The organism is Alteromonas sp. BL110 (assembly GCF_003443615.1).
Lineage (GTDB): Bacteria > Pseudomonadota > Gammaproteobacteria > Enterobacterales > Alteromonadaceae > Alteromonas.
Window position 1 is genome coordinate 3563665 of sequence record NZ_CP031967.1, and the last position, 14801, is coordinate 3578465.

The following is a 14801-nucleotide window of genomic DNA, read 5'->3' on the forward strand; positions in this document are numbered from 1 at the left end:
TAGTGGGTTTACTGCACTAACTCTCCGCAGGTATACAAACTGTTACAGTGGTTCCTTCACCAGGCGACGATACTAAGCCAATCTCTCCGTTAAATTTCTGACGAACTAAATTGTATAGAATATTTAAGCCCAAACCTGTGCCGCCTTTGTCGCGGGCCGTTGTGTAAAAGGGCTCGAATACTTTTTTATGAAATTCTGCAGGTATACCTTTTCCGTTATCTTGAACGCTTACCACAACGCCGTTGTCGTTTTGGCTACAGCTAACAGTAACTTTATTCACCTCATTATTTACTGATGGGCCAAAAGCATGACGTTGCGCGTTCGATATCAAATTCGTAAGCAACTGGGCAATAATGCCAGGGCAGGTAGTGATAACGAGATCTGGTGTAACATCTATATCAAGCTCGATTTGCTCCTTATGAAGCATGGGTTTTAATGGGTTACAAACCCGAGGGATATATTCATCTAGTGCAATCTCTTCAATTTCCAGCGAGGTTTGGTCGGCTGAAGTTCGCTTAAAGTCTTGAACTAGGTTCGCGGCCCGCATCAGGCTTGTTTCAGCTAACGTTAGTCCCTCAGTGCAAATAGCTTCAAAATCCTTAAAACCGTCTTCTGTTAATTCACCATCTTCGAAGTCTCGATAAATCTCTTTTAATTCTTCTTTGCAGTTACTTACAGAAGTAAGCGCAATGCCTAACGGCGTATTAACTTCGTGAGCTATGCCGGCTACAAGGTTGCCCAGGGCGGCCATTTTTTCTGATTCAACAAGTTTTTCTTGGGCTGCTTCAAGTTCGGCGGTGCGATCTTTTACTTTTTGCTCTAGATTCTGGTTAGCTTCAATAAGCTGTTGCTCATAGTCAGCCCGTTCGTTAGCACTTACCGCACGCCCGTAAAGATCGGCAAGCGAAGCCGCAAATACCATTTCATCGTCAAGCCATTTACGGGCCTTACCCTGGTGTTCACAGCAGATTATTCCTATCATCTTACCGCGGTGGCGAATGGGAACATCTAGCATAGAGCTTATTCCCAGTGGCGTAAGATATACTTCGGCAAATTCAAATGTCGCAACATCGGTGAGCGCATCGTGGGCCGCTATTGTTCGACCTGAGTCGAGCGCCTCAAAGTAATGGGGAAAATCCCTTCGCGTTAGCACTAAGCTTTCGCTATCAAGGTCATTGCCTTTGTCTATAAGCAATGTGCACTGCACAAGGGTTTGGTTTTCATCATATAACCAAATACCCGCCCGAGTAATTTCCAAGCCTTCACATACAGAATTGATAATGAGTCTTGAAGCAACGTCTAGCTCACCTTTATCAATGTCTGGACTTTGGCTAACGCGTAGCAAAATTAACTCTAACGTCTCTTTCATTCATCTGCGTCCGGTTCTGTGGCACGGATCTCAAGTATTCTATCAAAGTGCTCTAGCATGATATGGGTAATTAGCGGGTCGAACTGTTTTCCCGCGTTTTCTTGTAGGTAAGCTTTAACCTCGTCAACGCTCCACGCAGGTTTATAGCAACGTTTAGAAAGTAGGGCGTCGACCACATCAACAATAGCCATAATCCGCCCTTCAACTGGAATGTTGTCTCCGGCAAGCCCGTCTGGGTAGCCTTGTCCATCCCATCTTTCGTGGTGGGTTTTGGCAATGATTGCTCCCATTTTGGCAACGATGCGGTCAGAATCGGCAAGCAATTCATAGCCTTTTTGCGCGTGGGTTTTCATTATTTCCCATTCGTCGGGGTCAAGTTTTCCAGGCTTGTGTAAAATAGATTCTGGTATGCTGATTTTGCCTACATCGTGTAGGGCAGCAGAGTAGCGAATGGTATCTATGAACTCTCGGCTCATGTGTAGCTTTTCTGCAAGAAACTCTGTCATCAATATAACGCGTCTAACGTGACCACCGGTTTCTTTGCTACGCATTTCGATAGCGTCGCTTAGCACCATGATGAGTTCTTTCTGGGTTTTTTGAATGTCTTCTTTCTGCGTAAGGTTCTGGAAAATAACCGCTACATTGGATGCAAACATTTCCAGTGTTTTTCTCTGCATTGCATCTAAAGGTTGGTCTAGCTTTACATACAAAATATTGTGACTGTCTTCACCTGTTGGATAATAGCCGATAAATACTTTATCGCTCTGGAAGTGCGATCTATTGGCTAATACCTGTTTAACTTCTTCTTCAATTTCTTCTGGTATACGTGTTGAGATACCCGGTTCACACAAACCCACAAGGTCTCCGCTTGCGCCCAACACCGTCATATTGGTGTCGCCATACAAATCGGTATGCTGTGTCGAAAGATATAACACTGAGTTGTTTAAATTCAGAAGAGTAAGTGTTTGTTTCAGTACTGCAGTACCAAATTGAGCCAGCGACTGGCTCGCCAGCACAGAAGAGGATGACTTTAAGACCTCTTCCATACCACGTTTACCTTGCTCTATGGTTTGTATATCGCGATAAGAGCGTATAGCCGTATAAACACAAGATTTAAGCTTTAGTGAAGAAAGCTCTGTTTTGGCTTTATAGTCATTGATGTCATACCTTCTAATGACATCTTCTTCAGGAGCTTGCCCTGGCTGGCCTGTTCGCAATATTAATCGGGTAATATGATTTTTTAAATCGTTGCGAATGGCATCTACCAGCTTTAAGCCAGCATCGTCGGTTTCCATCACTACGTCAACAAACGCAAGCGCAATATCAGGGTTAGCTTTAAATAGCGCTAAACCTTCTTCGCCACTGTGAGCAGATAAAAACTCTACACCACGCTTCTCAAAATGAAACTTACGTAGTGTGAGTTTGGTGACCTCGTGCACGCCCGCTTCATCATCGATAACGGCAATTTTCCACGGTGCTAAACGAGGGGTGTTTTGTTCAGTTTTAGACTTTTTGAATAACGACATACACAGTGCAGTGAACGATTAGATACCCTAAACGTAAGCCACAATTTTCATTCTCGCAAATCTGTGAATAAACTTTTGTTCTAAAGTTGAATGCCGTTGATTTGTTAAGGAAAACGATTGTTATTTCTGACTGAATTCATGCTTTGACTAAACGTGACTTAATTAAAAATTTTAAACGTTCCTATATATATCTATAAAAACAATCAATCCGAATAAGCGTTCCCTCCTATTGAAGAGCCACGTCCCCATGTTTACTCTAAATTAACAAATTCAATAACCGTGTTTAAGGAAGTGTATGAATTTTGCAGAGTTTGCAGCATCAAGAAAAAGTGTTCGAGGATTCACCAAAGAGCCCGTTGCTAAGGAAACGGTGGACGCCATTATTAACGCTGCGAAGTGGGCGCCATCATCATATAACACCCAAACTTGGAAAATTCACGCGGTGACTGGTGAGGTTTTAGATAAAATTCGAGAAGGTAATACCAAGAATACATTAGAAGGCAAACCTCACGTTCGAGACTTCCCTTATAAAGAAGACTATGAAGGTATACATCGACAGCGCCAAATAGATGTAGCAATACAGCTGTTCGACGTGATGGGCATAGCGCGCGAAGACAAAGAAAAGCGCATGGATTGGATGATGCGAGGTTTTAGGCAGTTCGATGCGCCGGTATCTTTAGTGCTGACGTATGATAAATCTTTAGAGCCTGCAGGTATAACGCAGTTTGGATTAGGGTCGTTAGCGTATGGTATTGTTCTGGCGGCGTGGGATTTAGGTCTGGGTTGCGTTATTAATGGCCAAGGTATTATGCAGTCTGACGTAGTACATAAGTACGCTAATATTCCAGATGATGAAGCCATTATGATTTGTATTGCGCTAGGTTATCCAGACCCAGATTTCCCAGCAAACGACGTCCGCTCAACTCGCGCTGACAACGAAGAGTTTGTGACTTATCACGGGTTTTAGCCTATTAAGCTTATGCTTTGCTTTTTTGATAGCGCAACGGTTGTGCCCTCCTTTAAGAAACACTAGGCTGGGCTACACAATGCGCTAACAAAGGAGCAAGCGAGGTGAAATTCTTAGTTTTTCTCGGCACCGTACGTGACAGCACGCCCCCTAGACCAGCAAGGTTAGGCCTTCGAGTCGCAAAAGCGATATTGAATTGGGCCAAAGATAATATGGCTGAACACGAGTTTGGATTGATAGACCCTTTAGATTACAAAACCGGTGAAGTGTTCAAACCTCATTTTGCGTACGCGCAAGGAAAAGCTCCCGAGGCGCTATCTACTCTTGCCGAGAAAATAGAGGCGGCTGATGGATATGTGATGGTAAGTCCTGAGTACAACCACACAATGAGCCCCGCTTTGGCGGATTTACTTAATCACTTTGGTAGTTCTTTATATTCGTTCAAACCCAGCGTTATTGCCACTTATTCAGCAGGGCAGTGGGGCGGAATGCGAGCTGCTGTCGCAATGAGAACCTTTCTATCTGAACTTGGGTGTCTACCGGTTTCAGCAATGATCCACGTGCCACACGCACAAAATGCGTTCAATGAGGACGGGGCTGCTGATAGTGAACAAGAAGATAACTGGCGAACTTACTTTGGTCGGGCGCTTAGCCAAATGCTTTGGTGGGCTGAAGCTACGTCAAATCACCGCCAAGAAAAAGATCCCTTTGAAACCTCGAAAGCTTTCAAAGCATCGCCAAGCCAAAGGAACATTACTTAAGAGCAAAATAAGACCAAAACAAGTGCAAACTAAAAAGGCAGCATAGCTTAAAGCATTTGCTGCCTGTATTTTTACTCGCTACCTTTCATCAGAAGGAGCGTAACGCTCCAACCAATGAGCGTAAGGCGCGGGCATTACCCATGATGGTTTCTCAACGCCTAATTGTTTTGCTGCATAGTAAGTCCAATGCGGGTTAGTAAGGTGCATTCTGCCTACCATAACAACATCAAGCTGTTGGTTTTCGATTGTCTCGTTAGCTAACTCTGGTGTGTCTACACCCCAAGCCGTTGCAACAGGGATATCAGCTTCGTCTCGTACGCGTTTTGCTACAGGCGCTAAGAAAGCTGGACCCCACGGAATATTTGCCTCAGGGGTATTGAATCCCACGCTAACACTTACAAAATCAGCGCCAATTTCTTTAAACTGTTTAATGAGTTCGATAGATTCGCTAAGTGTTTGCTCGTCTTCACCATCGTATTCAATAACGCCAAAACGCACGGTTAGCGGTAGGTTTTCTGGCCAAACTTCACGCACTGCACTTAGTGTTTCAAGCAAGAAGCGACCGCGACCTTGTGCGTCACCGCCGTATTCATCTGTTCGCTTGTTCGCGTGTTTCGAGAAAAAGCTTTGGGCTAGATAACCGTGAGCAAAGTGAAGTTCAAGCCACTCATACCCAGCTTCAAGTGCACGCTCGGCGCCTTTAACAAAGTCACCCTTAACACGTTCAATGTCGGCCTTGGTCATTTCGGTAGGTGTTACCGGAAGGTGCGCGCCAAACGCTTGTGCAGATGGGCCAATAGGTTGCCAACCGTTTTCTTCACTTGGCTGTATGTGATCGTCGCCTTCCCAAGGACGGTTAGCGCTAGCTTTTCGTCCTGCATGAGCAATTTGAATACCTGCAACGGCGCCTTGGCTTTTGATGCGCTCTGCGATGTTTTTAAGGCCGCTGACGTGTTCGTCTTTCCAAATGCCTAAGCAATTTGGCGTAATACGACCTTCCGGAGAAACCGCTGTAGCTTCAACGATTACAAGCCCTGCGCCACCACGGGCGAACGACTGATAGTTTGCTTCATGCCACTGGTTGGTAAAGCCGTCTTCTGCCGAATATTGGCACATAGGAGGTACAGCAATACGATTGCGAAGCGTGACGTCTTTTAACGAAAACTGTTCAAATAGTGCAGTCATATTTCTCTCTAATTAGGATAAGAATAAAAAGTACCCAGACTATGCTAGGTACTTAAATGTTGAAAAAGCATATGCGCGTTGCGTCATATGCAACCAGGCTTATGCTGCGAGGGTTAAAATTTCGCGGGCTTTTGCCAGGTCGATATCGCCATGCTCACCAAGCGCTGTTAATCCGTTGCGCTCTAAGTTGTCGATAAGCCCATCAATTGCAGACTTTTCAATGTCGTAGTCTGATAGGCGGGTTTTTACCTGCATGGTTTCGAAAAAGTCTTGTACAGCCTTAATAGTCAAGTCGATGGCCTTTTCTTTGTCATCTTCTTGAATACCGAATACGCGCTCGCCTAGCTGCAGTATTTTTTCCTGCTTCTTGTCGCGCTGCACAAACATTAGCGATGGCAACACAATGGCTAAAGTCGCGGCGTGATCTAAACCGTGTAAGGCCGTTAGTTCGTGCCCAATCATATGAGTGCCCCAGTCTTGTGGTACACCTTTTCCGATAAGGCCGTTAAGCGCCATAGTTGCTGACCACATCACATTTGCACGTACGTCGTAGTCTTCAGGTGTCGCTAAAGCTTTAGGGCCTTCTTGAATTAAGGTTTGTAAAATACCTTCAGCAAAACGGTCTTGAAGCGGCGCGTTTACCGGGTAAGTTAAGTACTGCTCAATTACGTGAACAAAAGCATCTACTACACCGTTTGAAACTTGACGAGGTGGCAGTGAATAGGTGAATTCAGGGTCAAGTACAGCAAAAACAGGCTGCACTGTTTCCGATGAAAACGCGCGCTTTTGTGAAGTTTCCTTTCTGTTTACTACAGAGTTGCCGTTACTTTCAGAGCCTGTTGCAGGTAACGTAAGTACTGCGCCAATAGGTAGTGGATTTTCGAAAGATGCACCCTTGATTAATATATCCCATGGGTCTCCTGCAAAGTTTACTGCCGCTGCCACAAATTTTGCGCCGTCGATAACACTTCCGCCGCCTACAGCAAGAATGAAGTTAACGTCATTTTCACGGGCCACATACACCGCTTTCATCAATGTTTCGAATTCTGGGTTTGGTTCAACGCCTTGAAATTCAATAACGTCTGCGCCTTCCAGCGCGGTATTTACTTTATCGTAAATACCATTTTTCTTAATTGAGCCGCCACCATACAGGAAGAGGACTTTTGCTTGTTCCGGCAAACGTGAAGACACTTCACTTAGTTGACCTTTGCCGAACAAAATTTCGGTTTGATTTTTAAATGTAAAATTAAGCATCGTGTTGCCTGCCCTTAATTAGTTTGTGAATTTAGCTGTTGTAATAGCTTCTCAGCTAGCAGTTCGTCAGAAAATGGGTTTTGGCCAGTAATAAGTTCGCGGTCTACGACTACATTAGGCGCCCACATGTCTTTGTATTCCATCTTGCCACCCGCTTGTGCCATAGCATCAGCTGGGTAGTACAATAAACTTGCATCATCTAAGGTGCTTTCAAAATACTCTTCTTCTGGCGTCGAGAAGATTGTCATTTTGTAGCCTTCATAAATCCAACTGTCAGATGCGGCTTGCTCACCTGATTTCAATGCCAGTTCGAATGCCTTTGGGTTAGATTGCCCAGAAAGTAAGGCGATTGGGCCATGGCAGATTGCAGCAGTAGGTTTTCCTTCATTATGAAAGTGAGCCAAAATCTCGCCTATCTGTGGGTTGTTTGCTAAATCGATAAGCGGTGCATGACCACCTGGGATAAATACACCCTCAAATTTATCAAGCCCCTGTGCAATAACTTCGCTTAGTGACAGCGTGTCATTAATGCCATCTATAGACGCAACAAACGTTTGAATATCTCGCATTTGTGATTCGCCGCCATCAAAGTACTGTGGAATAACTGATTTTTTATCTACTGCTGGCGCATTGCCTTTAGGAGTTGCCAATACCAACTTGTAGCCCGCATCTGCCAATGCCTTAGCTGGCACGCCAAATTCGTTGAGATAGTAACCGGTAGGTTCAGTTTTACCTTCTGTAAGCTGCATTACATTTTCGCTTGAAAGCAGAACAAGCACTTCGCCTTTACTGGCTTTTGATGACTGAAAATCTGCAGCATACGTCGACTGTGTCAACCCAACAATGATCGCAAGTGATAGAATTGATGATGATGTTCTCATGTGCTTTTCCTGTCGCATTTGAAAGTGTGTGCATCTTAGAGTTATTGGTTTAAAAGCAGAAGTCAGATAAATTATGATGAGTCATCAAAAATCTGATGGGTGGAGTATTATGTCTTACCTAACACAACTAAAAACCTTTGTAGAAGTCTATCGATGCGGCAACATCACACGTGCAGCAGCTAGGCTTCATATGTCTCAGCCAGCAGTAACTTCACATATTCAGGCAATGGAGAATATTGTCGGAAAAGAATTGTTCGTGAGAAAAGCTAGGGGCGTAGAGCCAACGGCGATCGCCGATGATTTAGCGCTTCAAGTAGCCAGTCATATAGATACATTAGAACAAAAAGTAGCGTCTATCCGCAGTCGCGCATCTACCGACCACGGTACCTTGCACTTAGCTGGCCCCGCCGAATATTTAAGCTTTGTTGCGGGCCCTGCGTTGGCTAACTTACTTCAAGCAGACAAAGTTAATTTGGTTATCCATACCGGTAATAAAAATAACACTTATCAGCTATTAGAAGATGATATCGCCGAACTCGCTATTACCGCCTCTGAGCCAACGGATGCTATGTACGAATATCAGATGTTAGACAAGGAGCGATTGATTTTGGTGATGAATCGGGTTCAAGGTAAATTACTTGGTGATAAAGAGATTACGCCGTCGTTACTGAATCAACATAAAGTAGTAAGCTATGACGAACAACTGCCGCTTATTCGCCGTTATTTTTCAGAAGTATTTAACGCGCCATGCGAGTCACCTGTAGCTGCAATATGCCCAGATATCCGCGCAATCAGCAGCATAGTTAAAGCGGGAATAGGGTATTCTGTGCTGCCCGATTACCTTTGTAAGGAAGCAATTGTCAAAGGCGAGCTAGTTCCGCTTGGAAAAAATGGGCCTGAAAACGAGATTTACTTGGTGTGGAAGAAAGGTGCGCTGCGACATCCTAGAGTAGACTTTGCGAAAGACGTAATAATGGCATTTGCCAACATTAATTATTTAGCCAGTTACCCAAACTAAGCTTTAGGTTAAGTGCGACGCATAGGAGTACGTGTCGCACGGTATCTAAAATCTGCTTTTGCAAATGACTAAGTTAAAACGTACCAACAACCTTTACTTGGCCGTCGACTTTGCTCTCATCGATAAAACCAATTGTATTTGGGTTGGTTGAAACTAATTTTAACATTTCATCTTCTGATTCAATCATTTCAGGTGGTGTACCCCGGCCAGTGAAAACTAGCTTTGACCAAAATGCAGAATATTGTGATTCAGATTTTCCTAACACATTGTTGTTAAATGCATCTCTTGCAGCATTTCCTTGTTCGAATGTGAGTGGAATTGCACGGTTGCCATCCGGAAAGGCTTTTACTTTGCCCAAGTAAATCTTTTTCACAGTGTCGATATCTATACCTGAATTGTTGCTAGCATTTACAATTACGGCGGTGCCCGCATAAAGTGGTGCCGACAAGATTAAAAATAGGGCTGCAATTATCTTCATTGGTATTACCTTTAGTCCTTTCTCTGACAGCTGAATTGCTACGTTAATAAACTTCAGAGACATTGTTATAAAAGGGCACATCACCCTTCGTAAAGTATAACCAAGATTTGTAATTTGTCGCACTTCAACAAAAGGCGAATATTACAACAAGGAACGTAATTACTGTTATGGCAAAACCCAATGCAAAAGGTCCGGTTAGGACTGTGCAAATATTTTGCGCCAAATGCAGATTCCAACTGCTTAAATACCGAAAAGGGGGCAAAGGGGCTCTGGTCAAATGCTTTAAAGAGCGGATTGTTGAAGACTACACGAATGAAGAAGGGATCTGCCCCTCATGTAATGTTCAGTTTGGCCGGAATACAATGATACGTGGTGCCCCTGCGCTTAAGATTGTAGGTGGCAAGGTGCTTATGAAGTAAAAATCATCCAAAGCAGGCGCTCCTTTACTGTGCATTTGAAATGTAACATGCACTGCTTTGTAACATAAAAATGTTTCAAAACTGAAACAACTTAGTAATGTTACAAATCAACTTTCCCTATACCAAAGTTCAGTCGAGTTAATCAATAAATAACCTTATTTTAAGGTTGTAAGTTGTTGATATATAAGCTTTGTTACGTTTCTATTATTATTTTTGTTAAGTACTTGCTGCAAATACGTATGTATAAGATTTTATACCTTCCTTATACAAAAAAGCGGAAAGCAAAATGATTAATGAGGGTAACACACAAAAGTATAAGCTGAGCAAATCAGCTAAAGTCGTAAATGCGTTGTTAGCAGGGGCTTTGTCACTGGGCGTAGTTTCAGTTAGTGCTTCGGCCGATACGGTTTGGCAAGAAGATTTTGAATCCAGCGAGCTGCAAGGAAAGGGCGCAACGGGTTCTAATCCCGGAGGGGCTGTTCTTAGCCTTGAGGGAGTAGAGCGTTGGTCAGTTGATGTTTCTGCAGGCGCTTTGACTGCAACTACAGATTGGTTTCGTGTAGAAAATGGCGTCATGCAAGCCCGTGATGTCGATGGCGAAGTGGTTTGGTTGAGTGAATCAATTGATATCGCTAGTGCGGGTGAAGTTACTATCAATGCAGCACTTTCTCAAAGCGGAACATTTGAAACGGCAGACTACGTCGACGTATTTTACTCACTAGATGGTGGTGCTTTTGAGCTTATAACGCTCACCGAAGGGACATCAAATACCGTACAAGATGATTTCGGTAGTGCCACGATAAATAAGACAATTGGAAGTGGAAGCACGTTAGTATTAAAAGTTGCTATGGCCAATAATTCTAGCTCTGAATACCTAAATTTAGACAGTATTTCGGTTAGCGGTGAGGGTACCAACGATGGCGGCGACAATGGCGATGGTGGCGATAACCCCGATAATGGTGGTGAACCTTCGAACGAACTTCTTTTCTTAAGCGGTACTTGCTTTAATTGCCCAGATTTAGAGGCGATTAATTTAGCGAGTAATTTTGTCGCATCAGACTACTATGCCGCATTAGATACCGCTATTGCTAACGGCGATAGTGCACAAACACTGAAAGAAACAACACACAACATCATTGAAAACGGTCATCGCACATTATCATACTCTGAAGTGTGGACTGCACTTACCTATACCGATGAAGACCCTACAAATACTGACAATGTTATCTTATTTTACAAAGGGATATCACAAGGCAAGTTTACCAACGGAAGCGGTAGTCAAAGCTCTAACCAAGAAAATTGGAACCGCGAACATGTTTGGGCAAAAAGTCATGGGTTTTCAAGCACAAGCTTAACGGCATACAGTGATATCCTTCACCTACGTCCAACTGATATTTCAGTAAATAGCTCGCGCGGAAACTTAGATTTTGACTTCAGCGATAGCCCTCTAAGTGAAGCGCCAGCGAACCGCGTTGATAGCGATTCTTTTGAACCGCGCGATGCAGTGAAAGGCGACGTTGCTCGTTCTATGCTTTATATGGATGTGCGTTACGACGGTAATACCGCAGGTGATACGGAAGAAGATTTAGTCCTGTTAAACCGCTTAACCTCTACCGACGAAGCAGCATTTGGCAAGCTTTGTGTGCTGCTTCAGTGGCATGAGAGCGATCCAGTGGATGAATTTGAGCTTCGCCGTAACGAGCGTGTGTTTGAATTCCAAGGGAACCGTAACCCGTTTATTGATAAGCCTGAACTTGCTTCACTTATTTATAACGAAAACTGCGACGGCACAGGCGGTGATACCGGCGGTGACACAGGTGGCGATACGGGCGGTGATACCGGTGGTGACACAGGTGGCGATACAGGTGGCGATACAGGTGGCGATACCGGCGGTGATACCGGTGGTGATACTGGGCCGTCAACCAATAGCGTTTACATATCAGAATATATTGAGGGTGGTAGCTTTAACAAAGCGATAGAGCTTTTTAATAGCTCGACTCAGCCTGTGAGCTTGTCTGGCTATGAGTTAGTTTTACTTTCAAATGGTGATACTGCCGACGCCGACCGTAAAGTACTAGCGCTTGAGGGCGAAATTCCTGCAGGTGGCGTAGCAACATTCGCTCACGCCGACGCTGATGCCTTACTAACAACTGGCTCTACAATCAGCAGTTTCGTAATGAACTTCAACGGCGATGATTACGTTGAGTTGGTATATAACGGTCAAGTTGTTGATGCATTAGGTACTTTTGGCGTTAAGACTAATTGGGGGAAAGACGTCACGTTAGTACGTAAGAGTTCAGTGACAGGCGGAAACCCTAACCGCAACCCTGCTTTTACCACTGATGAATGGGATAGCTTTGCAAAAGATACGCTAAGTAATTTTGGTTCTCACAACGGTTCAGTAAGTGAGCCAACAGACCCAACCGACCCGACGGATCCTACTGACCCGACAGATCCAATTGCTGAAATAGTTCTTATCAGCGCAATTCAAGGTGATGGTGAAGAATCAACGCTTGTCGGCACGGATGTTATTGTAGAAGCAGTAGTAACTAAAGTTGTACCAGCCATGAGCGGTTTCTTTGTTCAGGAAGAAGCAAGTGATTCAGACAATAACCCAGCAACGTCTGAAGGTGTGTTTGTTTACGCAGGGTCATTTAACCTGCCGGAAGCAGGGGATGCGGTGCGTTTGCTAGGTACAGTAGGCGAGCGCTTTGGTGTAACTCAATTAACTCTGTCTGCAGAACTCGAGGTTACGGGTGTAGGTAGTAATGTGCTTTACACACCTGTTGCTATGCCATTCAGCCTTGACGCTGATTTAGAAGCACTAGAGGGCATGCATGTTAGTTTTGAGCAAACGCTTAAAGTCTCTGATATCTACAATCTAGGGCGCTACGGGCAGTTTAACGTGTCTTCAGAGCGCTTATTTATTCCTACCAATCAGTTTGTAGCGGGCTCGCAAGAAGCGTTAGCGCTGGCGGAAATCAATGCACGCAACACTTTATTGGTTGATGACGGAGAAACATCACAGAATTTAGATGATATTCCTTTCCCTGTAGGTGGTTTATCGCACAACAATCCACTGCGTTTGGGTAACAGTATCGAAGCTTTGGAAGGTGTTTTACATTACGCTTTTGGTGCTTACAACCTCATCCCTGTTGGTGATATACAAACCGTGAGCACGAACCCACGAATTGCTGCACCACAGCTAAATGCTATCGGTGACGTGAAAGTGGCTAGCTTTAACGTGCTCAATTACTTCAATGGCCCGGAATTCCCGACCTCGCGAGGCGCAGATTCAGTTGCTGAATTTGAACGACAGAAAGCGAAGACCATTGCTGCTATTGTAGCGATGAATGCCGATGTACTTGGCCTTGTTGAAATTGAAAACGATGGTTATAGCAGTGATTCTGCAATTGCTACATTAGTTGATAGTGTCAACGCTGAACTAGGCAGTGATGAGTATAGCTATGTTGCATTAGAATCTCAGCTAGGCGGTGATGAAATTGCTGTTGGTATAATCTATAAGCCTGCTGTAGTTTCGCTACAGGGTAACCCTGTGACTTCATCTGACGCACCATTTGACTATGGTAACCGTCAACCTCTACTACAAAGCTTTAGTGTAAACAGTAATGGTGAAGACTTTACCTTAGCGATAAACCACTTTAAGTCGAAAAGTTGTGGTGACGCGACAGGCAACAACGCAGACTCAGGAGACGGTCAAGGGTGTTGGAACGAACTGCGTACCCAAGCAGCACAAGGCCTAATTGCTCTTGTTGAACAAAATAGCGACGTCTTGTCCGATCGCGTTATCGTAATGGGTGATTTGAATGCCTATGCGAAAGAAGAGCCTATCCTTGCGCTTGAAGAGGCTGGCTACAGCAATTTGGTTAACTTCTTTGATGGCGATAGTGCTTATTCGTATAGCTTCGGTGGCGAAATAGGTTACCTAGACCACGCCCTATCAAGCCCATCATTAACTGAATATGTGGTAGACGCAACGGTATGGCACATCAATGCTGATGAACCTCGCGTATTTGACTATAACGTTGAATTTAAAACTGAAACTCAGCTTTCTAGTTACTACAGCGCCGATGCGTATCGCTCTTCAGATCACGACCCGGTAGTGGTAGTACTTAACTTCCCGGAAGAGGTCACAGTTGGAGATTTTGATGGTGATAACGATGTAGATTACAACGATATCATGGCCTTCTATCAGCTGTTTTTACAAGGGCAAGCGACGGGTGAAAACTACGATTTTAACGGCGACGGCCAAATTAGCTTCTTCGATATTCAAGCATTAATGGCGATGTGTACACGCGCAAACTGTGCAATTTAATTTAAGGATAATAACAATGAAAAAATTCTTTTTACTATTATTGGCTGCTGCTACTTTCAATGCAAACGCAGCACTCATTTCGATTACAACTAATAAAGATGTTTATAACGTTGGCGAAACAATAATCGCCACAGTAAGTGCAACTGAGTTAATCGACGATAACGCAGTTCAGACTTACTTCAACGGCTATAATGCACTCTTTGACTTCGATAGCTTACTTTTAAGTCTTAATATTTCGTCTATCGTGGACTTAGGAGCATTAGGTGCACAGCCAATGGTGGGTACATTTGGAAGTGATGGTAATACGTTAAGTATAGATGCAATTGAATTTATCTTTGCGTCGTCTACCCCTTTTTTTCCAGGGGCTGTATTTGCACAAGAAGGTAAAGATGTCGTGGAACTCTTTTCGTTCAGCTTGCTAGCACTGAACGCTGGTATCATTGATTTAACTCCAACTAGTGTTGTCTTGGCTCAAGGAGGAAACCCTCAAAGTAATACTATTGAAGGCACGAGCTTCGAAATCGCTCAAGTACCTGCGCCTGGTACCTTTGCGCTATCGCTTCTGGCTTTAGCTGGTATGCTTTTCGCTCGTAAGCGTGCGAAATAA

The 14801-nt window shown here is 44.1% G+C and carries 12 protein-coding genes; 6 read left to right on the top strand and 6 right to left on the bottom strand.

The features are described from left to right. Positions 1-16: 16 nt before the first annotated feature. Together D1814_RS15395 and D1814_RS15400 are read right to left on the bottom strand one after the other, a co-directional pair. Positions 17-1369 carry a sensor histidine kinase gene (locus D1814_RS15395; protein WP_118493896.1) on the bottom strand — a complete coding sequence of 451 codons (1353 nt, stop codon included), beginning with the start codon at positions 1367-1369 and terminating at the stop codon, positions 17-19. Continuing rightward, positions 1366-2895 carry a DUF3369 domain-containing protein gene (locus tag D1814_RS15400; protein ID WP_118493899.1) on the bottom strand — a complete coding sequence of 510 codons (1530 nt, stop codon included), beginning with the start codon at positions 2893-2895 and terminating at the stop codon, positions 1366-1368. Before D1814_RS15400 ends, D1814_RS15395 begins: the two co-directional genes overlap by 4 nt. 295 nt (positions 2896-3190) lie before the next feature. Here D1814_RS15400 and D1814_RS15405 point away from each other — a divergent pair, with 295 nt between their 5' ends. Further along, positions 3191-3862 carry a nitroreductase gene (locus D1814_RS15405; protein WP_118493902.1) on the top strand — a complete coding sequence of 224 codons (672 nt, stop codon included), beginning with the start codon at positions 3191-3193 and terminating at the stop codon, positions 3860-3862. A 104-nt stretch (positions 3863-3966) separates the two neighbouring features. Beyond that, positions 3967-4623, top strand: a complete 657-nt coding sequence (locus D1814_RS15410; protein ID WP_118493905.1) for an NADPH-dependent FMN reductase — start codon at positions 3967-3969, stop codon at positions 4621-4623. Between the two features lie 78 nt (positions 4624-4701). Here D1814_RS15410 and D1814_RS15415 read toward each other — a convergent pair whose 3' ends face one another. The 3 genes from D1814_RS15415 to D1814_RS15425 all read right to left on the bottom strand — a co-directional run bounded on the left by D1814_RS15415 (position 4702) and on the right by D1814_RS15425 (position 7943). Next, positions 4702-5808 (bottom strand): NADH:flavin oxidoreductase/NADH oxidase, encoded by a 1107-nt coding sequence (locus D1814_RS15415; protein WP_118493908.1) that lies wholly within the window; start codon positions 5806-5808, stop codon positions 4702-4704. A gap of 99 nt (positions 5809-5907) precedes the next feature. Further along, on the bottom strand, positions 5908-7062 hold the full coding sequence (locus D1814_RS15420; protein WP_118493911.1) for an iron-containing alcohol dehydrogenase: 1155 nt from the start codon (positions 7060-7062) through the stop codon (positions 5908-5910). A gap of 14 nt (positions 7063-7076) precedes the next feature. Beyond that, on the bottom strand, positions 7077-7943 hold the full coding sequence (locus tag D1814_RS15425; RefSeq protein WP_118493914.1) for a type 1 glutamine amidotransferase domain-containing protein: 867 nt from the start codon (positions 7941-7943) through the stop codon (positions 7077-7079). Positions 7944-8052: 109 nt separating this feature from the next. Between D1814_RS15425 and D1814_RS15430 the strand changes: the two genes are divergently transcribed. After that, the gene (locus D1814_RS15430) at positions 8053-8961 is read left to right on the top strand and encodes a LysR family transcriptional regulator (protein WP_118495410.1); all 909 of its coding nucleotides are present in this window, start codon (positions 8053-8055) and stop codon (positions 8959-8961) included. A gap of 73 nt (positions 8962-9034) precedes the next feature. On the opposite strand, the gene D1814_RS15435 is transcribed toward D1814_RS15430, so the two are convergent. After that, positions 9035-9439, bottom strand: coding sequence for a phosphate ABC transporter substrate-binding protein (locus tag D1814_RS15435; RefSeq protein ID WP_118493917.1), 405 nt, complete (start codon positions 9437-9439; stop codon positions 9035-9037). Positions 9440-9606: 167 nt separating this feature from the next. On the opposite strand from D1814_RS15435, the gene D1814_RS19630 reads away from it, so the two are divergent. From D1814_RS19630 to D1814_RS15450, 3 genes are all read left to right on the top strand, one after another. Beyond that, a complete protein-coding gene (locus D1814_RS19630; protein WP_118493921.1) occupies positions 9607-9858 on the top strand; it encodes a hypothetical protein in 252 nt (83 codons plus the stop codon). A gap of 286 nt (positions 9859-10144) precedes the next feature. Beyond that, positions 10145-14194, top strand: a complete 4050-nt coding sequence (locus tag D1814_RS15445) for an ExeM/NucH family extracellular endonuclease (protein ID WP_118493924.1) — start codon at positions 10145-10147, stop codon at positions 14192-14194. Between the two features lie 16 nt (positions 14195-14210). Continuing rightward, positions 14211-14801 carry a PEP-CTERM sorting domain-containing protein gene (locus D1814_RS15450; protein WP_118493928.1) on the top strand — a complete coding sequence of 197 codons (591 nt, stop codon included), beginning with the start codon at positions 14211-14213 and terminating at the stop codon, positions 14799-14801.